Source organism: Nostoc sp. (genome assembly GCF_036916975.1).
In the GTDB taxonomy this organism is placed as follows: Bacteria; Cyanobacteriota; Cyanobacteriia; order Cyanobacteriales; family Nostocaceae; genus Nostoc.
In genome coordinates, this window is the sequence record NZ_JBALFF010000046.1 from 1 (window position 1) to 24614 (window position 24614).

The 24614-nt window shown below is 41.7% G+C and carries 26 protein-coding genes; 21 read left to right on the forward strand and 5 right to left on the reverse strand.

Annotated features, from left to right (window positions below; genetic code table 11):
• Nucleotides 1–158 precede the first annotated feature (158 nt).
• From V7K73_RS10235 to V7K73_RS10270, 8 genes are all read left to right on the forward strand, one after another.
• A complete protein-coding gene (locus V7K73_RS10235; RefSeq protein WP_334879554.1) occupies nucleotides 159–428 on the forward strand; it encodes an Asr1405/Asl0597 family protein in 270 nt (89 codons plus the stop codon).
• 306 nt (nucleotides 429–734) lie between these two features.
• Nucleotides 735–932, forward strand: coding sequence for a DUF2949 domain-containing protein (locus V7K73_RS10240; protein WP_100900487.1), 198 nt, complete (start codon nucleotides 735–737; stop codon nucleotides 930–932).
• A gap of 372 nt (nucleotides 933–1304) precedes the next feature.
• Complete coding sequence (nifV, locus tag V7K73_RS10245; protein ID WP_334879557.1) at nucleotides 1305–2435, forward strand: homocitrate synthase; 1131 nt, start codon at nucleotides 1305–1307, stop codon at nucleotides 2433–2435.
• Nucleotides 2425–2712 carry a nitrogen fixation protein NifZ gene (locus V7K73_RS10250; protein ID WP_334879559.1) on the forward strand — a complete coding sequence of 96 codons (288 nt, stop codon included), beginning with the start codon at nucleotides 2425–2427 and terminating at the stop codon, nucleotides 2710–2712. The genes nifV and V7K73_RS10250 overlap by 11 nt, the downstream gene beginning before the upstream one ends.
• Nucleotides 2687–2890 carry a putative nitrogen fixation protein NifT gene (nifT, locus tag V7K73_RS10255; protein ID WP_292795429.1) on the forward strand — a complete coding sequence of 68 codons (204 nt, stop codon included), beginning with the start codon at nucleotides 2687–2689 and terminating at the stop codon, nucleotides 2888–2890. The genes V7K73_RS10250 and nifT overlap by 26 nt, the downstream gene beginning before the upstream one ends.
• Before the next feature lie 151 nt (nucleotides 2891–3041).
• On the forward strand, nucleotides 3042–3584 hold the full coding sequence (locus V7K73_RS10260) for a (2Fe-2S) ferredoxin domain-containing protein (protein WP_334879561.1): 543 nt from the start codon (nucleotides 3042–3044) through the stop codon (nucleotides 3582–3584).
• Nucleotides 3585–3949: 365 nt separating this feature from the next.
• A complete protein-coding gene (locus tag V7K73_RS10265) occupies nucleotides 3950–5107 on the forward strand; it encodes a PD-(D/E)XK nuclease family protein (protein ID WP_334879562.1) in 1158 nt (385 codons plus the stop codon).
• A gap of 51 nt (nucleotides 5108–5158) precedes the next feature.
• Complete coding sequence (locus V7K73_RS10270) at nucleotides 5159–5734, forward strand: Uma2 family endonuclease (protein WP_334879565.1); 576 nt, start codon at nucleotides 5159–5161, stop codon at nucleotides 5732–5734.
• A gap of 191 nt (nucleotides 5735–5925) precedes the next feature.
• Here V7K73_RS10270 and V7K73_RS10275 read toward each other — a convergent pair whose 3' ends face one another.
• Together V7K73_RS10275 and V7K73_RS10280 are read right to left on the reverse strand one after the other, a co-directional pair.
• Nucleotides 5926–6114: a type II toxin-antitoxin system RelE family toxin gene (locus V7K73_RS10275; protein WP_334879567.1), complete on the reverse strand. Its 189-nt coding sequence runs from the start codon at nucleotides 6112–6114 to the stop codon at nucleotides 5926–5928.
• Nucleotides 6111–6314 (reverse strand): hypothetical protein, encoded by a 204-nt coding sequence (locus tag V7K73_RS10280; protein WP_334879738.1) that lies wholly within the window; start codon nucleotides 6312–6314, stop codon nucleotides 6111–6113. Before V7K73_RS10280 ends, V7K73_RS10275 begins: the two co-directional genes overlap by 4 nt.
• A 160-nt stretch (nucleotides 6315–6474) precedes the next feature.
• Between V7K73_RS10280 and V7K73_RS10285 the strand changes: the two genes are divergently transcribed.
• On the forward strand, nucleotides 6475–7263 hold the full coding sequence (locus V7K73_RS10285) for a Uma2 family endonuclease (protein ID WP_334879569.1): 789 nt from the start codon (nucleotides 6475–6477) through the stop codon (nucleotides 7261–7263).
• A gap of 92 nt (nucleotides 7264–7355) precedes the next feature.
• Here V7K73_RS10285 and V7K73_RS10290 read toward each other — a convergent pair whose 3' ends face one another.
• Entirely contained in the window at nucleotides 7356–8738 is a 1383-nt protein-coding gene (locus V7K73_RS10290; RefSeq protein WP_334879571.1) for a 1-acyl-sn-glycerol-3-phosphate acyltransferase, read from the reverse strand.
• A gap of 161 nt (nucleotides 8739–8899) precedes the next feature.
• On the opposite strand from V7K73_RS10290, the gene V7K73_RS10295 reads away from it, so the two are divergent.
• Together V7K73_RS10295 and V7K73_RS10300 are read left to right on the forward strand one after the other, a co-directional pair.
• Nucleotides 8900–10714, forward strand: a complete 1815-nt coding sequence (locus V7K73_RS10295) for a proline--tRNA ligase (protein ID WP_334879572.1) — start codon at nucleotides 8900–8902, stop codon at nucleotides 10712–10714.
• Nucleotides 10715–11152: 438 nt separating this feature from the next.
• Nucleotides 11153–12757 carry a PQQ-dependent sugar dehydrogenase gene (locus tag V7K73_RS10300; protein ID WP_334879574.1) on the forward strand — a complete coding sequence of 535 codons (1605 nt, stop codon included), beginning with the start codon at nucleotides 11153–11155 and terminating at the stop codon, nucleotides 12755–12757.
• 388 nt (nucleotides 12758–13145) lie between these two features.
• On the opposite strand, the gene V7K73_RS10305 is transcribed toward V7K73_RS10300, so the two are convergent.
• Nucleotides 13146–14111: an NAD(P)-dependent alcohol dehydrogenase gene (locus V7K73_RS10305; protein WP_334879576.1), complete on the reverse strand. Its 966-nt coding sequence runs from the start codon at nucleotides 14109–14111 to the stop codon at nucleotides 13146–13148.
• Between the two features lie 115 nt (nucleotides 14112–14226).
• Here V7K73_RS10305 and V7K73_RS10310 point away from each other — a divergent pair, with 115 nt between their 5' ends.
• Genes V7K73_RS10310 through V7K73_RS29815 form a run of 3 tightly spaced genes read left to right on the forward strand, consistent with a single transcriptional unit; the run spans nucleotide 14227 to nucleotide 15018 of the window.
• The gene (locus tag V7K73_RS10310; RefSeq protein ID WP_334879578.1) at nucleotides 14227–14649 is read left to right on the forward strand and encodes a XisH family protein; all 423 of its coding nucleotides are present in this window, start codon (nucleotides 14227–14229) and stop codon (nucleotides 14647–14649) included.
• The gene (locus V7K73_RS29810) at nucleotides 14631–14867 is read left to right on the forward strand and encodes an element excision factor XisI family protein (protein WP_442936751.1); all 237 of its coding nucleotides are present in this window, start codon (nucleotides 14631–14633) and stop codon (nucleotides 14865–14867) included. Before V7K73_RS10310 ends, V7K73_RS29810 begins: the two co-directional genes overlap by 19 nt.
• Nucleotides 14806–15018: a XisI protein gene (locus tag V7K73_RS29815; RefSeq protein ID WP_442936752.1), complete on the forward strand. Its 213-nt coding sequence runs from the start codon at nucleotides 14806–14808 to the stop codon at nucleotides 15016–15018. The genes V7K73_RS29810 and V7K73_RS29815 overlap by 62 nt, the downstream gene beginning before the upstream one ends.
• Before the next feature lie 14 nt (nucleotides 15019–15032).
• On the opposite strand, the gene V7K73_RS10320 is transcribed toward V7K73_RS29815, so the two are convergent.
• Nucleotides 15033–15611 carry a Uma2 family endonuclease gene (locus V7K73_RS10320; protein ID WP_334879580.1) on the reverse strand — a complete coding sequence of 193 codons (579 nt, stop codon included), beginning with the start codon at nucleotides 15609–15611 and terminating at the stop codon, nucleotides 15033–15035.
• Between the two features lie 1136 nt (nucleotides 15612–16747).
• Here V7K73_RS10320 and nifB point away from each other — a divergent pair.
• The 7 genes from nifB (at nucleotide 16748) to nifD (ending at nucleotide 24475) form a co-directional block, all read left to right on the forward strand.
• Nucleotides 16748–18199: a nitrogenase cofactor biosynthesis protein NifB gene (gene nifB, locus V7K73_RS10325; protein ID WP_334879740.1), complete on the forward strand. Its 1452-nt coding sequence runs from the start codon at nucleotides 16748–16750 to the stop codon at nucleotides 18197–18199.
• A 148-nt stretch (nucleotides 18200–18347) separates the two neighbouring features.
• The gene (locus tag V7K73_RS10330) at nucleotides 18348–18701 is read left to right on the forward strand and encodes a 4Fe-4S binding protein (protein WP_334879582.1); all 354 of its coding nucleotides are present in this window, start codon (nucleotides 18348–18350) and stop codon (nucleotides 18699–18701) included.
• Between the two features lie 33 nt (nucleotides 18702–18734).
• Nucleotides 18735–19943, forward strand: a complete 1209-nt coding sequence (nifS, locus tag V7K73_RS10335) for a cysteine desulfurase NifS (protein ID WP_334879584.1) — start codon at nucleotides 18735–18737, stop codon at nucleotides 19941–19943.
• A gap of 164 nt (nucleotides 19944–20107) precedes the next feature.
• A complete protein-coding gene (gene nifU / locus V7K73_RS10340; protein WP_334879586.1) occupies nucleotides 20108–21007 on the forward strand; it encodes a Fe-S cluster assembly protein NifU in 900 nt (299 codons plus the stop codon).
• Between the two features lie 262 nt (nucleotides 21008–21269).
• Nucleotides 21270–21626, forward strand: coding sequence for a globin domain-containing protein (locus tag V7K73_RS10345; protein WP_334879588.1), 357 nt, complete (start codon nucleotides 21270–21272; stop codon nucleotides 21624–21626).
• Nucleotides 21627–21967: 341 nt separating this feature from the next.
• Nucleotides 21968–22861: a nitrogenase iron protein gene (nifH, locus tag V7K73_RS10350; RefSeq protein ID WP_334879590.1), complete on the forward strand. Its 894-nt coding sequence runs from the start codon at nucleotides 21968–21970 to the stop codon at nucleotides 22859–22861.
• Between the two features lie 153 nt (nucleotides 22862–23014).
• A complete protein-coding gene (gene nifD / locus V7K73_RS10355; RefSeq protein WP_334879592.1) occupies nucleotides 23015–24475 on the forward strand; it encodes a nitrogenase molybdenum-iron protein alpha chain in 1461 nt (486 codons plus the stop codon).
• The last annotated feature ends 139 nt before the right edge of the window (nucleotides 24476–24614 follow it).

A 24614-nucleotide genomic window follows, 5' to 3' on the forward strand; every position in this document is an offset into this window, starting at 1 on the left:
AGTTAGGAGTTAGGAGTTAGGAGTTAGGAGTTAGGAGTTAGGAGTTAGGAGTTAGGAGTTAGGAGTTAGGAGTTAGGAGTTAGGAGTTAGGAGTTTGAAGTTTTTACTCTTCCCCTGCTCCCTGATCCCCCTTATCTACCCCATTCACCACTCCCAAAATGAGAAAATTAAACGCCTCACAACTTAGTTCTGACCCGAATGGCGATCAAGTTTTGCAGATTCCTTTGAGCGATCGCTGGCGAATCTACCACCGTTTGCAAGAGTTAAAAATTAAGAGTTCCTGTCCCCCCGATGGTTCTTTACGAGTGCAAGTGAATAATTTGGTAGAAGCGATATTGATTCGCAGTACAGTTATGCAATTTCTTGCTTCTCGTCAAGAATTATTAGAGTGGCTAGAGCGTTGCTGGCTTTACAGTGATGAGTCTTGAGTATTTCTAAAAGACCTAATTGAGACACTATTAATCTTGAATTCATGACGAAATCACTGTAATTGATCCTTTTTGTTCATAGATGCACAAAGCTCGAATAGCTTTAGAAGTTGAAGCTACTGTATGCTAACTGAATTTGTTGCAGACTGAGGGAGATTAACCGACTTTTAGATTTTATCCAGTCTGCAAAATCTGAAATTATCCTGACATCTAGCGACAATTACAAAGGTGAAGTTAGCAAACAAGACTGGAAAATTCTGATTTTTAATTTTTTTCCAAATTAAGAAATTGAAAGTTCAATTAATTATGGCGACTCGTAACAGAGATATAAAACTTCTGAATTTTTTGCACAACGAACTTGAACTTTCAAATGCTGATATTGCTGTAGCTCTGCGACACCGTGAATTAGAAAATGGACCACTACCGATGCTTCTGTGGCAGTATGGTTTCGTTGACTTGGAGCAGCTAGGAAAGATTTTTGACTGGCTAGCAGAACAAAGTTAGCGTAATTTGAACCCTTTAGCTTTGAGTATCATTACCTGCCGAAATTACACACTAATGCTCTAAAAAATCTGAGGTCACGAAGATGATTACATCTTTAATTGCTGGATTATGTGTTTTACTTTGTTCAGGATTTGCTAATAGCTATATCAGTTCATTGCTAATCGAAGAAATTTCAACTGACATCGGTAAAAACGATTAGTAAATTATACATGGTTTTAGTTCCCTGCCATACAGATGTGATGCTGATAATCGGTCAATAATTAAGGATCATGTATCCTACATTATGAATTGTCATATTTTTAGCATTTACCATCGCTGGGGATTGTAGAGAGAAAGGTTATTAAGAATACTTCCAAGAGAGGGATATTTGCAATGAATCAAATCATAATTAATGACACTACATTACGTGATGGTGAACAAGCAGCAGGTGTTGCATTCACCCTAGAAGAAAAAGTTGCGATCGCTAAGTTTCTCGATGCTATTGGTATCCCGGAATTAGAAGTCGGTATACCGGCAATGGGTGACGAAGAAACACGAGCGATCGCCGCAATTTCTGACTTGGGTTTACAAGCAAAACTCCTGGGCTGGAACCGCGCTGTCATCTCAGATATTAAGGCTTCTATCGCTTGCGGTCTGAACCGGGTGCATATTGCCATTCCCGTCTCTGGTATTCAAATCGCCGCTAAATTCCACGGTCAATGGCGAGTAAGTTTGCAAAAACTCAAAGACTGTATCAGCTTCGCCGTCGATCAAGGTCTTTGGGTAGCAGTTGGCGGAGAAGATTCTTCTAGGGCTGATGAAAATTTCCTCTTAGATGTAGCACTTTATGCTCAAGAATGGGGTGCATCCCGGTTCCGCTTCTGCGACACCGTAGGAGTTCTCGATCCTTTCACCACCTACACCAAGGTAAAACGGCTGGTTTCAGCTTTGATGATTCCCCTAGAAATCCATACCCACAATGATTTTGGTCTAGCAACTGCTAACGCCCTTGCGGGTATCAAAGCCGGAGCCTTATCAGTGAATACCACAGTCAACGGATTAGGTGAAAGGGCGGGAAATGCAGCTTTAGAAGAAGTTGTTATGGCGATAAAACGCATCTACGGCGTTGATTTGGGCATCAAGACTCCTAGTTTGCTGGAACTGTCTCAACTAGTTGCAGCCGCATCAGGTGCTAGTGTACCACCCTGGAAAGCGATCGTTGGCGAAAATACCTTTGCTCACGAATCTGGCATCCATGCTCACGGAGTAATGCAAAACCCCATCACCTACGAACCATTTGCTCCCGAAGAAGTGGGTTGGGAACGGCGTTTAGTAGTAGGTAAACATTCTGGACGGCATTTGGTTGCAAACTTGCTAGAACAGCATGGAATTTTCTTGAACTCCCAAGAAACCCAATCTGTTTTAGATGCAGTGCGCCACCAATCAGTACAGAAAAAACGTAGTTTGACGACAGAAGAACTATTGAATTTGGTCAGAGAACAGAGGTACTCTCATGCAACGTGATGAATTAGAACTAAACTTGCCACCTGCTTTTGAAATTGGAGAAAAAGTCAGAGTTCGGAAACTGCTAAAAAACGATGGTACTTTTCCTGGTAAAGAAGTTGGGCAAGTTTTAGTGAACAAAGGAGATATCGGCTACATAGCGAGTATAGGAACATATTTACAGACTTCCTATATATATGCTGTGCATTTCTTGGAAACAGGATTCGTCGTCGGCTGTAAGAAAAAAGAACTAGAATCTGTTGAGGAATCTCATGAAAGTAATGCTCCGCATGAATGACGCCGGCACTTTAGTAGTTTACGTTGCTAAAAAAGACCTGGAAGAAGAAGTCGTCAAACAAACCGATGGAAATGATGGCAAGATTCTCACCTTAGCAAATGGTTGGGAATTAGAATTTAGTAATTTGCCAGACACTGCAAATTTACCCCAAACTGTAGAAGCTAAACGCCTCGCTTAAAAATAGTTAGGAGTTAAGAGTTAAGAGTTATGAGTTGTAAATTATCAGTTATGAGTTATGAATTTTTACTCCTAACTCCTCATTCTTAACTCCTAACTCCTAACTCCTAACTCCTGATTCTTAACTCCTAACTCCTAACTTTTTATCAATTATGGGTGACAAGTATTTGACGTTATCAGAATTGAACCTTGAAGGACAGTTACTAGGTTTTGCCGGTGGTGAACCAGGAAAATATAAATATTTACAATTGGCAGTTCCATCTGGAAATGTAGAAATTAAACTGCCTAAAGAGTTGCGCCGGTTAGTAAGTTCATCCTTAGTTCCTGGTCAGCAAGTTCGCGTTTGTGGTCAGAGTGAGATAGACTCGCGCACAAGTAAAATAAAAATTAAAGCCTATCGAGTGACACCAATTGATGCGTGTCCAAATCAAGATTTACCACCTGAACCAAAAGCGAGGATTATGGTATGTCAAAAGGGCGGCTGCCTCAAACGTGGTGGTAAAAGTTTATTATCAGAATTAGAAAAAACTTTGTGCGATCGCGGTTTGTTAGACAAAGTTACCATTGAACATACTAGTTGTCAAAAATGCTGTGGCAGCGCTCCCAACTGTATTTTACAGCTTGGTAAAAAGAAATACAAGAATATTCATCCTGAAGCGATCGCATCTTTGCTAGAAAGTCATTTAACTCAATAGTACTAACCTTCTCTAGCTATTCTTAAAATAATACATAACTTTTTAGGGGTAAAATTTTACCCCTGTTTGTTGTAAGTATAGTCTATTTAGCACCCTTGTCAAACTGCGATCGGCTAAGTTATAACTGCTGCACTGCTAGTTTGAAAAGTCTAATTTATTACTAGCCAGGCGACTAGAAGTCACGGCTACACAGACAAAACCTGCCTCCGCAGGTTAAAAACTGTTGATTTTTTCTTAGTCCACGGAGGTGGACTTTGTTTGTGTAGCCGCGATTTCCAATCGCCCGGTATATTTGCAAAAGCGAGATGCGCCTCCTAGTTATTGTGTATAACTTTTTTGAAATTACCTTAAATACTTAAAAATGAATGTCTTTGTTTACCAATTTACTCAACCTACATTCAGGAAACAAACCGCGTGAAGATTTTTTTACTGAGATTTTTGCTTATTTTTTGTCCCTGAATAATAATATTTTAATTGATTGGCTAAAACATCACTCAATCATTAGTGATGATAATTATTCCAGCATCAAGATTTCAACCCAACAAGAACATCAAGCACTGGCGATCCATACTGAGGATAGCAGACTTGATATTGTGGTTGAATTATTAACTGGTTTAAATACAGATGTAATATTTATTGAATCAAAAATTGGCGCGAAGGATGGAAATAATGCTTTAAAAAAATATGCTGAGATTTTGAGTAATTTACCAAATGTCAGACATCGAATTTTAATTTACATCACCCGTGATTATGACCCAAAAGAAGAAATCAAAACTCCAGCATTTAATTTAGAGCCAAAAGTAAGTTTTTATCAATTGAGGTGGCATCAATTTTATGCTCGCTTACAACAAAACGCGACTGATATCTTAGCCCAAGAAATATTAATATTCATGAGGAAAAATGGAATGTCTCACGCTAATCAATTTTCATCGATTGACTTCTTGACAATGGTGAACTTTAACAAAACTCTCCATTTAATGGAATCAACTCTCAATGAAGAAGTACAGCGTGAATTCAAGCTAGCTTTTGGAGGTGTTATCAAAGGCGCAGCAAGTATGACTCAATGGAGATGGTGTAGTAGATATATTATCTATACTAAGTTTTCAGGCGGTAATTTTTGGTGTGGTCTTGGATACTTCAATTTAAATCCAGATAGTTTCACGGAATATCCATATCTAGGTATATGTTTAGAAGTTTCTCCTGGTTTTGGAGAACACTCAAAAGTTATTAAATCCATGCAGAAAGTAATTAACGATAAACCCAATATATGGACTCCTGAGAATTTAACCATTTTGCCATCATGTTCAGCTATTTTTTATCGAAAAAGCTTACAAGAATTTTTATCTAAAAAAGACCAGTTATCTGCTATTAAATTATTTTTCCAAGAGTCAATAGAGGAATTAAAAACGATTCAGGAACAATATTTTGACTTTATTTGGAAGGGTGTAAGTATAGAAGCAACTACAGAACCTGATCAAGAAGAAGATTCAGATATATTATTATCTTCTATCGGTGGAGTTTAATTAGTTACGACTATATTAAGATAAAAATAACTCTGCATTCTCGTAGTTGTTATGAGCCTTTCCACTGCTAAACGCTTTACTATCGCTGAATATCACCGTCTAGCTGAACTCGGCTTCTTTGAGGAGGATGACCGAGTTGAGCTAATTAAGGGTGAAATAATCCAGATGGCAGCAAAAGGTACACCACATTCTGTTTGCAGCACCCGCTTATATCGGGAATTATTCAAGCTGGTTGTAGAAAAGGCAATTCTTCGAGGACAAGAACCAATTATTATACCTGATGACAGCGAACCAGAACCCGATCTAGTCATTGTACGAAATCGTCCTGATGACTATTTAGAAGCTCATCCTAGCCCATCTGATGTATTGCTGGTAATTGAAATTTCTAATTCCACTTTGAAATATGACCAAGATGTAAAATTATCTGTTTATGCAGAAGCTGGTATTTCCGACTATTGGATATTTAATTTAGTAGATAACTACCTAGAATCTTACAGCGAACCTTATGAAGATTTACAAGGTAAATTTGGTTATCGCCGCAAGTTAATTTTTCTGCCAAATGAATCAGTTAATCTACCATATTTTCCTGATTTAGTTCTGGATTTATCTAAAGTGTTTCCTGGGTGATGTATTAGGTGCATATTCTTGACAAAATTAAATAAAAGTATGAGTATCTCACAGCATCCTACATATTTCAAAATCTCTGCAAAAGCAGATTTACGACTTACTATGAATTTTATAATCTACTCATCTCGATAAACATCTCTTCGATGCCCTACTCTGACAACTTTAACTATCAGTATATCATCTTGAATCTCCTACAAAATCCGATAATTGCCAACACGAACACGATATTTATTATCGGTATTTTCTAGCTTGACAACACCGCTAGGACGGGGGTTGTCAGCCATTTCTAAAATTTTCTCGTTAATTCTATCTCGAATATCAGCAGATAATTTTTTTAATTGTTTCGCAGCCCTGTTTGAAATTTCTATTTGATAAGTCACGATTCTAATTCTTGTTTGTACTGTTCCCAACTAATAGTAGGTTCATTTTCAGCTTCCTCAAAGGCTTTAATATCTTCTTCGTCTTCTGCTTTTCTAATATTTAACAGTTCTAGAACATCTTCTAAAGTGTCTTCATAAGCTTGTTCTAATCTTTGATTTATTGCTTTTAACAACTCTTGTCTTTTAGTTGTAGTTTCCATATAATCAATCGATAGCATTTTTATGTCAAGCTTATTATAGCGAGTACACATGCTATTATGCTTTATAAATCTGGTATTATTGCTATTGCCCGATAATACTGGTATTGTCTTAATGTGAAGTCAGGGGACGTTTATTTATAAATTTTCTCTAGAAATCGTCATGCTAGACTACAACAAACCTGAGTATCTTCCTTCTTCAGAAGAATTACCTTGTTCCGATGATACCCCTGTGGATAATGAACTACAAAACCTGATTCCTAACTTATTAAAAGCAATCTTAGCCTTAATTTGGCAAGACCGATGGGACTGGTTTTTTGGGGTTGATATGGGCATTTATGACCGCACTGGTCAAATTCGGCGTACTCCCATTATTCCTGATGGCTTTTTAAGCATAGGAGTACCACGCCGCAAGAATGATCCCAAGGGACGCTTAAGCTATGTTTTGTTAGAAGAAAATAACGTTTCTCCTACATTGGTGTTGGAAGTTGTTTCCCAAACCTATGGGGGAGAATATGACAAAAAAATGGCTGCTTATACCCAATTAGGTGTGTTGTATTATGTTACCTACAACCCTGATTATTATCAACGTGATAAACATGAACCTTTTGAAGTTTATCGGTTAGAAAAAGGTAAATATGTGCGCCAGCTTGGTGAACCAGCATGGATACCTGAAATCGGCTTGGGAATTGGTAGAGGTCAAGGTATCCATGAAGGATGGCAGCGTGAGTGGCTATACTGGTTTGATCAGCAAGGTAATAGATTTCTCACTCCAGAAGAACTTGCTGAACAAGCAAGTATTCGTGCTGAACAGGAAAGTATTCGTGCTGAACAAGCAAGTATTCGTGCTGAACAGGAAAGTACTCGTGCTGAACAGGAACGACAGCAACGAGAATTAACAGAACAACTTTTACAGCGTTACCGGGAGCGCTTTGGCGAATTGCCTGAGTAATATCTGTTTATTATAATACTATAAAATACATCCAGTTAAGTATTAATAATATGACAGTAACCAGCGAGGAACTTGGAATATTACTTTATTAATCAAATCAATCCTTCCAAGGCGTGCTGCAAATCATTTGTGACATCAGCAACAGCTTGTTTAGCACCTAAACGATTTTCCTTATATGCTGGATAACGCTCAGAAATAGATATGGGTTCACCCACGGTAATTTTTACTTTTTGCTTACCCAATTGCGGACGATGCACAGTTTTATTACCTTTAATTTTAGCAATCATTTGCCATAAAATTAAAGTCGTTTCAGCAAACCTTTCTCCTGTGGGATTTTGCCGAATATAATTACCAGAAACTGCCACAAAACTTTCTACTAAACGCATGTGCCACATCCGCGCATTCGCTTCTTCCGCCACGCGATCGCCTAAAGCTTTTTCGACAGCAGATATTCCTTTAACATCCTTAAAATCTTCTCTAAATATATAATTCCACCCAGCTTGTTCTACTCGCCGACATCGGTCACTTAAATTACCTTTTGAATGCAAATCAAAATACTGTTCTGATATTAATAGCGCCGCATTTAACAAAGCTTGTAAACGAACTGCTAGCGCTTCATTTCTATCTTCAATTTCTCCTACTACTGTTTTGATATCTGGCAGCTTGAGATGATAAAAGCGTGTGTAAAATTTTTCCATCAACGAAAGTAAATGTTCTGCTAAAGTCAATAACCGGGGATAAAGCGACTCTACAGAAGCATTTTCTGGTGGATGCACAGGTAAACCACTAGCCGCTTCCAATTCACTTAAAAGATTAGCGATCGCACCCCAAGGAGCATCAACGTAACTATATTTAATGCCAACTGGTACAATTAAAACCTGTTGGTCGCGTCCGGCTTTGTGCAAATCTTCAGCACACCAAAAGCCTAATTGGGCAATACCAGGTTCTAGGGGGCTAATATTCTCCGATAAACCATTGGTTGCACCCTCTGGCGCAGCCGCCATCGGAAATTTCCCATTGGCGAACAACTCACGCGCCGAACGTAACCCCGTCCAGTCAGCCTTACCGCGCTGAATCGGAGTCCCACCTAAATGAGACATAATCCAGCCGACGTAGGAACCTGCCCATAGAGGAATGCCGCGATCGTAGATAAAATGAGCGTGGATTGGAAATTGTAGCGCTGTACCCTGCGATCGTGCTACCTTTGGCACGAGTTGAGACAATAAGTAGGTCAAACAAAACGGATCGTCTGTTTTAGGGTGGCGAAATGCCAGCATAAAACGGATCTTATCCTCCTGAAACTGGCGATAAAGATCCACTAAAACCTCTACGTTGTCTGCTTCAATTTGGGTAATAGGTGTTTGCCACTTTATCCAACTGGGTAGCAACAGATGGACAACTCGTAGAACTAAGGGGTTAAACGCCGGAGGAATAAATTCTAAGGGTGGTTGTGCTTGATAAATTACATCTGCCAAGGTAGTTTTCTCCTAAAGGGATGGGGAATGAGGGGGAATAACCAATGCCTTATTTACAAGTAAAAATGAAAAAAAATAACACTGTGTACTTTGTACTTCATCCTTAATACTTCATACTTTAGTTGACATAGAAATTAGTGATCAAAGAAAGGCTATAAACGATGCGACTGTCACAAATGTTATTCGTTACACTCCGGGATGATCCAGCTGATGCTGAGATTCCTAGCCATAAATTGTTACTCCGTGCAGGTTACATTCGTCGCATCGGTAGTGGGATCTATGCTTATCTACCTTTGATGTGGCGGGTATTACAAAAAGTTTCTCAGATTGTGCGGGAAGAAATGAACGCTACAGGCGCAGAAGAATGTCTCCTACCACAATTACAACCGGCTGATTTATGGAAAGAATCGGGACGCTGGGACACTTACACCAAAGCTGAGGGGATCATGTTTTCCCTAATTGACCGCCGTGAGCAACAATTAGGATTAGGCCCAACTCATGAAGAAATAATCACAGCGATCGCTCGTGATATGATTCGCTCTTATCGCCAGCTACCATTGCACCTCTACCAAATTCAAACCAAATTCCGCGATGAAATTCGCCCCCGTTTTGGTTTAATGCGCGGCAGAGAATTTATCATGAAGGACGGCTACTCGTTCCATGCCGATGAAAAAAGCCTCAAAGAAACTTACCAGGATATGTATAAAGCGTATAGTAATATTCTGCGGCGTTCTGGTTTAGCTTTTCGGGCAGTGGAAGCTGATTCTGGTGCAATTGGTGGTTCTGGTTCCACAGAATTTATGATTTTGGCAGAAGCTGGTGAAGATGAAGTTCTCTACACTGAGGATGGTAAATACGCGGCTAACGTAGAAAAAGCTGTTTCTTTACCAATTGACGCCGAAACCTCACAGTTTACAACCTACGAGAAACGCGATACACCTGGAACAGAGACGATTGAAAAAGTTTGTCAACTCCTCAACTGTTCTCCAACTCAATTAGTGAAAAATGTCCTTTATCAGACAGTTTATGATAACGGGATAACGGTGTTAGTTCTGGTGAGCATCCGCGGCGATCAGGAAGTTAATGAAGTCAAATTGCAAAATGAATTGACTAAATTAGCGCCTTTGTATGGTGGTAAAACTATTATTAGTTTGAATGTACCAAATGTAGAAGCCCAGCAAGCATGGACAGCTAAATCTCTACCTTTAGGCTACATTGCGCCAGATATCGCAGATGAGTATATTAACGGCAATAAACAGATCCATCCTAAGTTTTTGCGCTTAGTGGATCAAACAGCCGTTGATTTAAAAAACTTTGTTACAGGTGCGAATGAAGCTGGTTATCACGTAGTGGGTGCGAATTGGGGTGAGCAATTTAAGTTACCAAGCGGTGTAGTAGATATACGAAAGGCAAGACCAGGCGATCGCGCCATTCATAACCCAGAACAAACTCTGTTCAGCGCCCGGGGAATCGAAGCAGGTCACATCTTCCAATTAGGTACTAAATATTCCCAAGCGATGGGTGCAACTTATACCAATGAACAGGGTGAAGAAAAGCCGCTATTTATGGGTTGTTTTGGCGTAGGTGTATCACGATTGGCCCAAGCTGCCGTAGAGCAATCTTATGATAAAGATGGGATTATTTGGCCAGTTGCGATCGCACCTTATCACGCGATCGTCACAATTCCAAACATAAAGGATGCTCAACAAGTCGAAATCGCCCAAAAACTTTACACAGAACTTAATTCTAGGGGAATTGAAACCTTATTAGATGACCGCGACGAACGGGCGGGAGTCAAATTTAAAGATGCTGATTTGATTGGTATACCTTATAGGATTGTAACCGGACGTGCGATCGCTAATGGCAAAGTCGAAGTTGTAGAAAGAGCAACCCGCAACTCTCAAGAAATAGTCATTGACGAAGTTACAACTACACTTCATAAGTGGATTACCGCCGCGATTCAGGTAAAAAATTAAACGCTAAAATTACGCTGAGGATTGAAGAATAATTCAGAAGCAAAGCCGGAGACGTTTTTGTTAGTTTTGGTCAGAATCAATAGACCAGGACTTACCCTTTCAAGGCAGTGAAAGCCCTGATTTCCCGTAGGGGCAATTCATGAATTGCCCTTACATTTCGTACATGATGCGTAAGTCCTATAGACCTCTTGCATAAATCAAACAATTTGAACCCCAAAAAGCCAAAGCATCAGGGAGGGGTATTAAATCCTTTGATTTATCCGCCAGTTGCACAAAATTATTTGTCAGTCCCGAAATAAAAAATAAGACTATATAAAGATATTTTAAGTATTTTAAAAAACTAGTATCCGTGAGTTAGTTTTGTTCAAACTCTCGGTAGAATCAGCTAGCTGAGAGTTATCTTTACTATAAATTTACACGGCTAGAGGAAAGTTCAAAATGGTTGCATTTGCTCTAAAACCAACACAGATGCTTAGAGGCATACTAACCGCATTACTACTTAGTGTGATGCCCTTAGAAGTTCTTACCACCGCAGCGATCGCCAAACCGCCCGATGCATCTGTTGATACTCAGGTGAAAGTGCCTAGTACGATGACCTCTGCGCCTTTTAATACTAACCGTTACTTGAAAGTGCCGCCCAATTTCTCCATCTCTGTTTATGCTCGGATTAGCAAAGCTCGCTTTATGGCAGTTGCTCCCAATGGGGATCTTTTAGTATCACAGCCGAGTACGGGTAAAGTCTTAATTGTCCGACCAAATGGCAGCAAAGACCCAATTATATCTGACTTTGTGACGGGTCTAGGCAAACCACACGACATTGTGTTTCATAAGATTGACAACACCACATACGTTTATATCTCTGAGACTAATCAAATTAACCGCTTCATCTACAACTCTGGAGATATAGTCGCCAAAAATCGCCAAATCGTTGTAACTGGCTTACCTGACAAGAGCACACCGGAACTCAGAGGCACTTATGGTCACGAGCTAAAAAATATCGCCCTTGATGGCAATCACAAACTCTACGTGTCGATCGCCTCTACGTGCAATGCCTGCAAGGAAGATACTGTTAGTACCCCAAAACGTGGTGCGATTTATCAATACGACGCTAATGGAACCAATCAGCGACTTTTTGCCCAAGGTTTACGTAATGCCGAAGGATTAGCATTATTACCTCGCACAAATGACCTTTGGGTAGTGGTTAATAATCGAGATGACATCCTCTATCCCTTCAACGATAGTAGTGGCAATTACGGTAAGAAGATCCCCTCTTACGTAGACAACCACCCGCCAGAGGAGTTCACGAAAGTCCGATATGGCGGTAACTACGGTTGGCCATTCTGCAACCCTAATCCTGATACGTCAACTGGCCTCAACAATATGCCATTTGACCGCGATTATCAGTTCAATGCTGATGGAAGTGTTAATTGCGATGCAATGGATAGGATTGACAAGGGTATTCAAGCCCATTCCGCTCCCTTGGGATTAACATTCTTACAAAATACCAACTTTCCCAGCCTGTACTCAAGTGGGGCAGTGGTGGGGCTGCATGGTTCATGGGATCGACAGAAGAAAACAGGCTACAAAATAGCTTACTTTCCCTGGAATAGTACGACAAATATTTTAGGGGAGGAGATGGATTTAGTCAACGGTTGGCTAGTTCCAACAACGCAAGAAGTCTGGGGGCGACCGGTGGATATGGTAGTCGATCTCGAAGGTAATTTGTTAATTTCGGATGACTATAGCGGTACTATTTACAAGCTCTCCTACACGCCGCCAGAACAGGTTAAGGTCTACAGAGATCCTAATTTGACTGGAGTTTCCCAGTCTTTTCCTACAAGTCCAGGAGTATACGAAGCGATCAAAGGTGACTTAAATGTTGTTGGTAATGACGCTATTAGCTCATTAAGTGTACCACCGGGTAAAGTGGTACGTGTCTGCCAAAATGAAACAGGTGGTCGATGCCGTGAGTTTAGTGCTGGTGATTATAAATCTGTTGGAGGTGACTTAGATAACTCAATATCGTTTATAGAAGTCAAATAGCAGCACTCAATGAATTTTAGATTTTAGATTTTGGATTTTGGATTGAATAGCCTAAAATCCAAAATTTAAAACGGCGTTGCTGATTAAATGTAGGACTTACGCTTTCAAGGCACTGAAAACCTTGATTTATCGTAGGGGCAATTCATGAATTGCCCCTACATTTCGTACTTGATGCGTAAGTCTTAAAATGTATGAATCTGGGTGTAGAGACGTTGCAATTGCTAGTCAAGACAAAAGTTTTGAAATCACGCAAAATCATTTTTATACCTAAATTCAGCAACGCCTTTAAAACAGTCCCAGAGCAAGGGAATTTAAACGCGAGGACAATTTTATCAGCCAAAATCAAAAATTGAGTTACCTGTGCTGCTTTTGGCTTATTGTTCTTCAATCAACTAGAAACTGCGATGTCTACGACGGGCTGCGCGATCGCTATTTTCCCCACTGCACGCCCAGTTTCGCTATAAGCATGAGCCGCCGCTAGTTCTTGTAAGGGATATGTGCGATCAATTACCACACGAATTTTACCCGTTTCAATCAATTCTTTGAGAAAAAGCAAGTCTTTAGCGTTAGGTTTCTCAAAGAGAAATTTCGCTTTTTGACCGGGAAGGAAGGCTGTTAAGAGGATCTCTAAGGAGACTTTGGGGCTAAGTACCGTGGTGATGTAAACTCCGTTGGGTTTGAGGACTCTTTTGGTTTGGGAGAGCGATCGCTTACTCACTGCATCAAAGATAATGTCATACTGTGCTGTATCTTCGGTGAAATCTTGTTGCGTATAATCAATCACGCGGTCTGCTCCCAAAGATTTTACCAAATCCAAATTTTTGCTACTGCAAACTCCCGTCACCTGTGAGCCTAAAGCCTTAGCAATTTGCACTGCAAAAGTCCCTACACCGCCGGCAGCACCATTAATTAAGACATTTTGTCCTGTTTGAATATTTCCCTGATCTCGCAGTGCTTGCAGAGCCGTAAGTGCTGCTAAAGGCACAGCCGCAGCTTCTTCATAGTTTAGGTTGGTTGGTTTGAGCGTCGCCAAGTTTTCTCTTATGGCTGCAAATTCGGCATAACCTCCTCCAGGGAAGTTAGTACTGCCGTAAATAGCATCTCCTAGTTTAAAGCGCGTGACACCAGAGCCAACCCCTACCACATCTCCCGCCACATCAAACCCCAGAATCTTCGGAAATTTACTGCCGGTAATCAAACTCAACATCCCTTGGCGGATTTTCCAATCAATGGGATTAACGCTACTAGCACGAACTTTCACAAGTAACTGCGTTGGCTCAATTTTCGGCTGCTCCACATCTTCATACTGCAACACTTCAGCGCCGCCATACCGACGAATAATCACTGCTTTCATCGCATTTCTCCTGTTACCCTGTTTGACTGAATGAACTCAGAACAGCCTGTTTTTCCTGATAGATATAGTGTAGCGATTTCCTAAAATAGAAATATCAGTCTAAGATTACACCTGTATGCCAGCTAGAGACATCTATCACAACAATGTTAAAAATGCTGTGATTAAAGATAAATGGATAATTACTCATGACCCACTGACTCTAAAGTTTGGTAAAAAAGATTTGTATGTTTATTTAGGTGCTAGACAGCTGTTGGCAGCACAAAAAGCAGAATCCAAAATTGCAGTTGAGATTAAAAGTTTTAGCGGCAGATCGGATGTTGATGATTTAGAAAAAGCGTTAGGTCAGTATATTTTATATCAGGATATATTGGTTGAATTGGAGCCAGAGCGAATATTATATCTTGCAATACCTAACAGAGTTTTTGATGATTTGTTTGAAGAACCTATCGGCAAACTGTTACTGAAAAATCATCGTTTAAAGCTGATTACCTTTGATCCAAAACAGGAGGTCATCAAACAATGGATTATACCCAATTAGACCACTATCGCAAAGTGATTGAAACTATTCTTGGTGAATATGCTTCACTACCCTATTCTTATGCCAATATTCAATCGGAAGTGGTGTTTGATCGAAGCCACGTTGGCGCAGCCTCTCTGAAAGAGACTCGCTATTTATGGATGGATATAGGTTGGGATGGCGAATGCCTACGGCACGCTACGCGAACGCCGCATTCACGGCTGTCTGGTTCATATTGACCTGATTGATGGTAAAATCTGGATTCAACGGGATGGCACCGAAGAAGGCATTGCTGCCGATTTAGAACGGGCTGGAATTCCTAAAGAACACATCGTCCTTGGCTTTCGTCCACCGGAGTTAAGACCCTACACTGGCTATGCAGTTGCTTAAAGAGCGCATTCTCTTTATTCTTCAGTCGTAAATACAACATCTTCATACAGCAGTTCAATCGGACACTCAAATTCAATGCTCGATAAAGTAACAATATCTCCAGCCGTGTAGGGATAGTAAAGCCACATCCTACCCTCACCCCGACAGTAACGCTCAACGGAGATTTTTTCCGAGTCAATCAAGATATACTCTTGCAAACTGGGGATTGTCAAATAATAAGTAAATTTTTCACCTCGATCTTTAGCGCTTGTACCTGGGGAAAGAACTTCCGCAATTAGCTTGGGATGTTGAATAAATTTGCGGGCATTCAGGTCTTCAGGGTCACAACTGACAATAACATCAGGATAATAGTAGCGACTCTGCAAAGTAAGTTGCACTTTTACATCTGACACATTCGCTCGACAACCTCTGGAACGCAGATGGGGGTACAAAGCTCTGTAGAGATTTAGTGCAATGTCGTTATGGGGAATTGTACCGCCTGTCATGGCAAATACTTCACCATTGGCATATTCGTAACGAATGTCTTGCTGAGGTTCCCATTCGAGATATTCCTCAACGGTCATTTCTAGGGGCTGTTGGGGGATGGCTATCATAACTAAATTTTTTCACGCTTGCTTTAATTGTAGCTAAATGACGCTCTGACTTTTCACGCTACTGGTAAAACCTCTCTCTAAATCTAAGAGAGACTTGGAATTTTCCCCCTTAGAGCGTCGGGAAGGGGGTTAGGTTTTTTGCTAAGGTTTGTAGTGAGCAATTCAGAAAAATCATTGCGATCGCTCAATCATGTTAGAGTTGAGTTAGTTGTTTCTCTCAAACACAAAATCTGAGAGTTTTCTACGCATCTCCTCATTGTGGGAATGAAAAAAAAGACTCGAAACTTAAATTTTTTGAAAGATATGTGCAAGAACACATCTATTTATAGTCGCTGCGATCGCTTGCCAGATAAGAGTTACAACCCCAATTTCATATCATTGCCAAAGAAAAATTAAAACAATATGAAGTGCATTTTTACCCTCAAAAAAATGATATGTTAGATACAGAATGGAGTTGGGCTTTTTTTATGGAGTAGAAAGATATAGACTACGCCAGTTTTTCACCCTCAAACCCTTATGATTTACTGCTTGTGAAGGAATCTGAGGGGAATATGAGTACACATTTAAATAACCCAAATCCCGTTTCAATTTAGTTAAAGTCATTGCTGGGATTGGGTTATAGCTGAGTACAAAGAAATCCTGAACCCCTATCTATAAACACTAGACCCCCAACCAAAAAATACTAGAACCCCTACCCGAAAAAAAATATTTTAATTCTTGTAAACCTTGAAGAATTAGGGTTTTTATTATTTGAGTACAACCGTAATAAATCCAATAAATTCTATCCTAGAGAGACGCAACATCTGTCTGGGAGACTGCTGCTATAAATCTTATATCGCCAATCACCTAACGCTCTGAAACAAACAAAGCGAAAAGTGAGTGGAGGGATGACATAGCACCATGCCTGAAGTGAAAAGAAGTCGCGGCTCAGGGCACAAATTCTACCCAAGAACCGAACGTTGACACACACCAGCCGAACATCAGATATCTATCGCCTGCCTTACTTGAAAACAAGTCACCCGAACCCAAGGGTTTGCAGGCAGTGTCAAAGGCGCGACTTCAATTCCTGGGCATAGAGAGTGGCAACAGCATCTCCCACAGTGGCAGCCAAGTCCACCGACCTTTTGCGAAACTCAATGACATCACCGTCTACACGACTCCTCAACTCCAACGCTACGGAATCGCCAACCCAAGCAAAATCCGGTGGTTGCGGCTGCGACAGCCCCAGCAGCGCCACCGTGGAAAGGGACGAAAAGCTCCAAGAACGCATTGCTAAACATCCCTGCTACAGCGAAGACGCTCATCACCACTACGCCAGGATGCACGTTGCAGTTGCTCCCGCTTGCAACATTCAATGCAACTATTGCAACCGCAAATATGATTGTGCTAACGAAAGCCGTCCTGGAGTAGTTAGCGAATTGCTAACACCAGAACAAGCAGCACACAAAGCTTTGGTCATTGGTGGAAAGATTCCCCAAATGACAGTTGTGGGAATTGCCGGTCCTGGCGACCCTCTGGCGAACCCAGATAAGACTTTCCGCACATTTGAGTTGATTGCAGAACAAGCACCAGACATCAAGCTGTGCTTATCAACCAATGGTTTAATGCTGCCAGACTACATCGATCGCATTAAACAATTAAATATAGATCACGTTACGATCACCATTAACATGGTAGATCCAGAGATCGGTGCTAAGATTTATCCTTGGGTTCACTACAGACGCAAGCGTTATAGAGGCATTGAAGGCGCAAGAATTCTCCACGAAAGACAGATGGAAGGATTGCAAGCCCTCAAAGATGCTGATATCTTGTGCAAAGTCAACTCCGTAATGATTCCCGGAATTAATGACCATCACTTAGTCGAAGTGAATCGAGTCATTCGTGAAAAAGGTGCATTCTTGCACAACATCATGCCATTGATTTCTGCACCAGAACATGGCACACACTTCGGTTTAATCGGTCAACGCGGCCCTACACCCAAAGAACTCAAAGAAGTTCAAGACAACTGCTCTGGTAACATGAAAATGATGCGCCACTGTCGCCAGTGCCGCGCCGATGCAGTAGGATTATTAGGAGAAGACCGCAGCCAAGAATTTTCTAAAGAGAAATTCTTGGAAATGACTCCAGAATATGACATGGAGAAACGTCAAGAAGTTCATGACGGGATTGAGAAGTTTAAAGAAGAACTTAAAGTAGCCAAAGACAAGGCCCTTGCCGGCAAGAAATTTGCCAACAGTCCGAAAGTCTTAGTTGCAGTAGCAACCAAAGGCGGCGGATTGGTTAACCAACACTTCGGTCATGCGAAAGAATTCCAAATTTACGAAGTGGGTGGAGACGAAGTTCGCTTTGTCAGCCATCGCAAAATTGACCAATACTGCCAAGGTGGATACAGCGAAGAAGCTTCTTTTGAGCATATTATGAAAGCGATCGCAGATTGCAAAGCAGTTTTAGTCTCCAAGATTGGTAACTGTCCTCAAGAAAAATTGCAAGAAGCTGGAATCAAGACTGTTGAAGCTTACGACGTGATTGAAAAAGTTGCTTTGGAGTTCTACGAGCAATACGTTAAAGAATTAGAGAATAGGGAATAGGGAATAGGGAGTAGGGAGTAGGGAATTTCAATATTCACCACTCCCCACTCACCACGTACCACTCACCACGAGCTAAACCTGGTTCTTCCGCTAACGCCACTCACCACTCCCCACTCCCCACTCCCCGCGCCCAAAAGGAGAATAAATCATGGCTTACAAAATTCTTACTAGCCAGTGTATTTCCTGCAATCTCTGTCTAACGGTATGTCCCACAAATGCAGTTAAAGTCGTTGACGGACAGCACTGGATTGACCCTGAACTTTGTACAAATTGTATTGGTAGTATTCATACCGTGCCTCAGTGTAAAGCTGGTTGTCCCACCTGCGACGGTTGCGTTAAGCAGCCTAACGATTATTGGGAAGGCTGGTTTACCAATTACAATCACGTAGTTGCTAAATTAACAAATAAACAAGATTACTGGGAACGTTGGTTTCAAAGCTATTCCCAGAAATACTCAGAGCAGTTGCAAAAGCGTCAACCCCAAATAATTCGTAATTCGTAATTCGTAATTCGTAATTCGTAATTGAAGACAACAATGCAAAATAACTGCATCTATCTTGATAATAATGCTACCACTAAGGTAGACCCAGAAGTTATAGAGGTAATGTTACCTTACCTCACAGATTATTACGGCAATCCCTCTAGTATGCATACCTTTGGTGGGCAAGTCGGTAAAGCAGTCAGAACAGCAAGAGAACAACTTGCAGCCATGCTAGGAGCCGATGAGTCAGAAATTGTCTACACAAGTTGTGGAACTGAGGGAGATAACGCCGCTATTCGAGCCGCACTGTTAGCGCAACCAGAAAAGCGCCACATCGTCACCACCCAAGTTGAACATCCAGCAGTACTCAATGTCTGCAAACAATTAGAAACCCAAGGTTATAGTGTTACCTATTTATCAGTAAATCATCAAGGGCAGCTAGATTTAGATGAACTAGAAGCTTCCTTGACCGGTAACACCGCCTTGGTGACAATTATGTATGCTAATAATGAAACCGGGACGGTTTTCCCGATTGAGCAAATTGGGTTGCGCGTAAAAGAATATAGTGCTATCTTCCATGTAGATGCAGTGCAAGCAGTGGGAAAAATCCCCTTGAATATGAAGACTAGCACGGTGGATATGTTAACCCTGTCTGGTCACAAGCTGCACGGGCCGAAAGGAATTGGTGCTTTATATATTCGGCGCGGGGTTCGGTTCCGTCCCTTCATGATTGGGGGACACCAAGAACGCGGACGGAGAGCGGGAACTGAGAATGTTCCAGCAATTATTGCCTTGGGCAAAGCTGCCCAACTAGAACTGTTACACTTAGAAGAAGCCACCACAAGAGAAATCAGGCTGCGCGATCGCCTCGAACAAACTTTACTCGCTAAAATTCCCGATTGTGTAGTCAATGGTGACGTTACGCAGAGATTGCCCAACACCACAAATATCGGCTTCAAGTATATTGAAGGTGAAGCTATCTTATTATCGTTGAATAAATACGGTATCTGTGCATCATCCGGTTCTGCTTGCACCTCCGGTTCACTGGAACCTTCCCACGTCCTGCGGGCTATGGGCTTACCCTATACAACTTTGCACGGTTCGATTCGCTTCAGTCTTTGTCGCTACACAACAGAAGCCGAAATCGATCGAGTGATAGAAGTAATGCCCACTATTGTAGAACGTTTACGCGCCCTCTCACCCTTCAAAAATGATGATGCAGGTTGGCTGCAACAACAAGAACTGTTAGGAGTTAGGAGTTAGGAGTTAGGAGTTAGGAGTTAGGAGTTAGGAAGTAGTTTTACCTGACTATTAATGATTTCATAACTTATCACTTCTCAGTCTTACTCACAACTCATCACTCTTACTCATAACTCATCACTCACAACTCATCACTCATAACTCATCACTCTTACTCATAACTCAATATGTGGGACTACACTGATAAAGTATTAGAACTGTTTTACGATCCCAAAAATCAGGGAGCAATTGAAGAAACTAGCGAACCTGGGGTTAAGGTTGCAATGGGAGAAATCGGTAGCATTGCTTGCGGCGATGCTCTGAGATTGCACCTGAAAGTAGAAGTAGAATCTGATAAGATTCTAGATGCTCGGTTTCAAACCTTTGGTTGTACTAGTGCGATCGCATCTTCTAGTGCATTAACCGAAATGGTTAAAGGTTTAACCTTAGATGAAGCTCTGAAAGTGTCCAATAAAGACATTGCAGATTACCTGGGTGGTTTACCAGAAGCAAAGATGCACTGCTCTGTCATGGGACAAGAAGCGCTAGAAGCCGCTATCTATAATTATCGTGGCATACCTCTAGCTACCCATGATGATGATGATGAAGGCGCGTTAATTTGCAGTTGCTTTGGGATTAGTGAGTCTAAGATTCGTCGCGTGATTCTAGAAAATCATCTCACCGGTGCCGAGCAAGTAACAAATTATGTAAAAGCTGGTGGCGGATGCGGTTCCTGTCTGGCGAACATTGATGATATTATTAGATCAGTTCAACAGGAATACGCCTCACCTGCTCTCAACGATTACGGCGTACAAGTTGCCACAGAAATTGTTACATCTAAGCAGCGATCGCTAACAAACGTGCAGAAGATTGCTCTAATTCAAAAGGTTCTTGATGAAGAAGTCAGACCCGTACTCATTGCAGACGGGGGAGATGTAGAACTCTATGATGTAGAAGGCGATCGCGTTAAAGTTGTACTGCAAGGTGCTTGCGGTTCCTGTTCTAGTAGTACAGCAACTCTAAAAATTGCGATCGAAGCCAGATTACAAGATCGTGTCAGCAAGAGCCTTGTAGTTGAAGCAGTTTAGAAATTGCTGTAGGACTTAACTTTCGATACTCCACAAATACGCCCTAATATGCATTCAGCCAGGAACAGAAAGTAGGACTTGAACCGAATCATTGTCTCCACTCAATGCTTCATACCAATTCTTTCTTAATTACGAATTACGAATTACGAATTACGAATTGGTCTTAGTCCTACCACTCTTACTGCTAACAGCATATAGGCTTCATAGATTAAGTGCCTACTTGCTTTATTTCATCATCCAACTCGCTTCAAAGGAACAGGATATGACGACATTGTACGACAAACTTGGCGGACAACCAGCTATTGAACAAATAGTAGATGAACTCCACAAACGCATTGCCACAGACAGCCTCTTAAATCCCATCTTTGCTGGTACAGATATGGACAAGCAACGTAATCATCTAGTTGCTTTCTTATCTCAGATATTTGAGGGGCCAAAGCAATACAACGGTCGTCCAATGGACAAAACCCACGCTGGAATGAATTTACAGCAACAACACTTTGATGAGATCGCCAAGCTCCTGGGTGAATCGATGGCTGTGCGTGGAGAGTCGCCAGAAGATACCAAAGCTGCACTAGAGTGCGTCTCAAATTTCAAGGGCGCTATTTTGAACAAGTAATAGGACTTAGGCATTGATTGTTGACAAATAACAACATCAAGTCCTATTTGATCTTTCCAGCTAAAGCACATTATGACGTATTTGTAAATCGCGTATTTTTCTTTGTTCTTTGTCAGAAAAAATGACAAAGGACAAAGGACAAAAAGAAAAGAAATTTAACCAGGAAATATATGTACTTACTTTCGATCATTTTAGCTGTGGAGCGATCGCCCCCAGCTGGCAATTATGCCAACGGTACCAACGATGCTCTACACGCGCTCACTACTGTCGCTCAACTGGCGTGAACGCAACTGACAAACGCGCATACCCACCAACCAACCAATTGCAGGGAAACACGAACAATGACTGACGAAAACATTAGACAGATAGCTTTCTACGGTAAGGGCGGTATTGGTAAATCTACCACCTCCCAAAACACCTTAGCAGCTATGGCAGAAATGGGTCAACGCATCCTTATCGTCGGTTGCGACCCGAAAGCTGACTCCACCCGTTTGATGCTGCACAGCAAGGCTCAAACAACCGTTCTTCACCTCGCCGCAGAACGTGGTGCAGTAGAAGATATCGAACTCGAAGAAGTAATGCTAACCGGTTTCCGTGACGTTCGTTGCGTAGAATCTGGTGGGCCAGAACCCGGTGTAGGTTGCGCCGGTCGTGGTATTATCACCGCCATCAACTTCTTAGAAGAAAACGGTGCTTACCAAAACCTAGACTTCGTATCTTACGACGTATTAGGTGACGTTGTGTGCGGTGGTTTCGCAATGCCTATCCGCGAAGGTAAGGCACAAGAAATCTACATCGTGACATCTGGTGAAATGATGGCGATGTATGCTGCTAACAACATTGCTCGTGGTGTTCTCAAGTATGCTCACACTGGTGGCGTGCGCTTGGGTGGTTTGATTTGTAACAGCCGTAACACTGACCGGGAAATCGATCTGATCGAAACCTTGGCAAAACGGTTGAACACCCAAATGATTCACTACGTACCCCGTGACAACATCGTTCAACACGCAGAATTGCGCCGGATGACTGTTAACGAGTACGCACCAGAAAGCAACCAAGCTAACGAATACCGGATTTTGGCTCAGAAAATTATCGACAACAAGAATCTAGCTATTCCTACACCCATCGAAATGGAAGAACTAGAAGAATTGTTGATTGAATTCGGTATCCTCGAAAGCGACGAAAATACCGCAATGTTGGTTGGTAAGAGTGCTGCTGAAGCTCCTGTAGTATAAATCGCTGCTAATAAATAACGCTTTAGCACAAGGAAAAAGGAAGAGTTCCATATCTGGTACCTTTTCCCCTCTCCCCTTGCATCTCCCCCCTAACCTTAGAGGGGACTCCTAGTCCCCCTATGCCCCGATCCTTACAAGTCACAGAGGCTAAGTATGACACCTCCAGAAAATCAAAACATCATCGAAGAAAGAAAAGAACTAATTAAAGAAGTTCTAAGCGCTTACCCCGATAAAGCTAAGAAAAAACGGGAAAAGCACTTAAGTGTATACGAAGAAGGTAAGTCCGATTGCGGCGTTAAATCTAACATCAAATCCCTTCCTGGGGTAATGACCGCTCGTGGTTGTGCTTACGCCGGTTCTAAAGGTGTGGTTTGGGGTCCTATTAAGGACATGATTCACATCAGCCACGGTCCGGTAGGTTGCGGTTACTGGTCTTGGTCTGGTCGTCGTAACTATTACATCGGCACCACAGGTATTGATACCTTTGGTACCATGCACTTTACCTCCGACTTCCAAGAAAGAGATATCGTTTTTGGTGGTGACAAGAAACTTGTTAAACTAATCCAAGAACTAGATGTACTTTTCCCTCTCAACCGTGGTGTTTCCATTCAATCTGAATGTCCCATCGGTCTAATTGGGGATGACATCGAAGCAGTTGCTCGTAAGACATCCAAAGAAATTGGCAAGCCAGTTGTACCTGTGCGTTGCGAAGGCTTCCGGGGTGTTTCTCAATCTTTGGGACACCACATTGCTAACGACATGGTTCGTGACTGGGTATTCACCAGATCCGACCAAGCGAAAAAAGACGGTACACTTCAGTTTGAAGGTACTCCTTATGATGTAGCCATCATTGGTGACTACAACATCGGTGGTGATGCTTGGGCTAGCCGCATCCTGTTAGAAGAACTCGGCTTGCGCGTAGTCGCTCAGTGGTCAGGTGATGGCACCATCAACGAAATGTTGATGACCCCCAATGTGAAGATGAACCTCATCCACTGTTACCGGTCGATGAACTACATCAGCCGTCACATGGAAGAAGCTTATGGTATTCCCTGGTTAGAATACAACTTCTTCGGCCCCACCAAGATTGCTGAATCTTTACGGGAAATTGCTTCTAAATTTGACGAAACAATCCAAGCAAACGCTGAGAAAGTTATCGCCAAGTATCAGCCAACAATGGATGCGGTAGTCGGTAAGTACCGCCCCCGCTTGGATGGTAAGACTGTTGCAATCATGGTTGGTGGTCTACGTCCTCGCCACGTTGTCCCAGCTTTCCAAGATTTGGGGATGAAGATGATAGGTACTGGTTATGAGTTCGCTCATAATGACGACTACAAACGTACCACTGGCTACATCGAAAACGGCACCATCGTTTATGACGACGTTACCGCTTACGAATTCGAGGAATTTATCAAAGCCCTCAAGCCTGACCTAGTAGCTTCTGGTGTGAAAGAGAAGTATGTCTTCCAAAAGATGGGCCTTCCTTTCCGTCAAATGCACTCTTGGGATTACTCCGAACCTAGCGATGCCTCCTTTGGGCTACGCGCCAACGCTCTTACAATTGATATAATGCAAGGTTTTTTAGTTGCGGGAGAAAAAATAATCTGTTTCTAGCCTAAATCTGAGTTGCAGGGTTATCTAGGAACAATCTGTTTTTATGCTTTAAACAATATAACTCTTATCCAGTCTCGTTTTTAGATTTTTATTGCATTTTGCTCAAAGAAAAACTGTAAAATGAAAGACTAATTTTAAT

Bases quoted from the DNA above. Each gene is read 5' to 3' on its own strand.
- V7K73_RS10295 (WP_334879572.1), top strand. From the start codon at position 8,900: ATGCGACTGTCACAAATGTTATTCGTTACACTCCGGGATGATCCAGCT.
- V7K73_RS29810 (WP_442936751.1), top strand. From the start codon at position 14,631: ATGGATTATACCCAATTAGACCACTATCGCAAAGTGATTGAAACTATT.
- nifD (WP_334879592.1), top strand. From the start codon at position 23,015: ATGACACCTCCAGAAAATCAAAACATCATCGAAGAAAGAAAAGAACTA.
- V7K73_RS10240 (WP_100900487.1), top strand. From the start codon at position 735: ATGGCGACTCGTAACAGAGATATAAAACTTCTGAATTTTTTGCACAAC.
- V7K73_RS10305 (WP_334879576.1), bottom strand. From the start codon at position 14,111: ATGAAAGCAGTGATTATTCGTCGGTATGGCGGCGCTGAAGTGTTGCAG.
- nifH (WP_334879590.1), top strand. From the start codon at position 21,968: ATGACTGACGAAAACATTAGACAGATAGCTTTCTACGGTAAGGGCGGT.
- nifB (WP_334879740.1), top strand. From the start codon at position 16,748: ATGACATCACCGTCTACACGACTCCTCAACTCCAACGCTACGGAATCG.
- V7K73_RS10285 (WP_334879569.1), top strand. From the start codon at position 6,475: ATGCTAGACTACAACAAACCTGAGTATCTTCCTTCTTCAGAAGAATTA.
- V7K73_RS10265 (WP_334879562.1), top strand. From the start codon at position 3,950: ATGTCTTTGTTTACCAATTTACTCAACCTACATTCAGGAAACAAACCG.
- V7K73_RS10310 (WP_334879578.1), top strand. From the start codon at position 14,227: ATGCCAGCTAGAGACATCTATCACAACAATGTTAAAAATGCTGTGATT.
- nifS (WP_334879584.1), top strand. From the start codon at position 18,735: ATGCAAAATAACTGCATCTATCTTGATAATAATGCTACCACTAAGGTA.
- nifU (WP_334879586.1), top strand. From the start codon at position 20,108: ATGTGGGACTACACTGATAAAGTATTAGAACTGTTTTACGATCCCAAA.
- V7K73_RS10260 (WP_334879561.1), top strand. From the start codon at position 3,042: ATGGGTGACAAGTATTTGACGTTATCAGAATTGAACCTTGAAGGACAG.
- V7K73_RS10330 (WP_334879582.1), top strand. From the start codon at position 18,348: ATGGCTTACAAAATTCTTACTAGCCAGTGTATTTCCTGCAATCTCTGT.
- V7K73_RS10270 (WP_334879565.1), top strand. From the start codon at position 5,159: ATGAGCCTTTCCACTGCTAAACGCTTTACTATCGCTGAATATCACCGT.
- V7K73_RS29815 (WP_442936752.1), top strand. From the start codon at position 14,806: ATGGCGAATGCCTACGGCACGCTACGCGAACGCCGCATTCACGGCTGT.
- V7K73_RS10235 (WP_334879554.1), top strand. From the start codon at position 159: ATGAGAAAATTAAACGCCTCACAACTTAGTTCTGACCCGAATGGCGAT.
- V7K73_RS10300 (WP_334879574.1), top strand. From the start codon at position 11,153: ATGGTTGCATTTGCTCTAAAACCAACACAGATGCTTAGAGGCATACTA.
- V7K73_RS10345 (WP_334879588.1), top strand. From the start codon at position 21,270: ATGACGACATTGTACGACAAACTTGGCGGACAACCAGCTATTGAACAA.
- V7K73_RS10280 (WP_334879738.1), bottom strand. From the start codon at position 6,314: ATGGAAACTACAACTAAAAGACAAGAGTTGTTAAAAGCAATAAATCAA.
- nifT (WP_292795429.1), top strand. From the start codon at position 2,687: ATGAAAGTAATGCTCCGCATGAATGACGCCGGCACTTTAGTAGTTTAC.
- V7K73_RS10250 (WP_334879559.1), top strand. From the start codon at position 2,425: ATGCAACGTGATGAATTAGAACTAAACTTGCCACCTGCTTTTGAAATT.
- V7K73_RS10320 (WP_334879580.1), bottom strand. From the start codon at position 15,611: ATGATAGCCATCCCCCAACAGCCCCTAGAAATGACCGTTGAGGAATAT.
- nifV (WP_334879557.1), top strand. From the start codon at position 1,305: ATGAATCAAATCATAATTAATGACACTACATTACGTGATGGTGAACAA.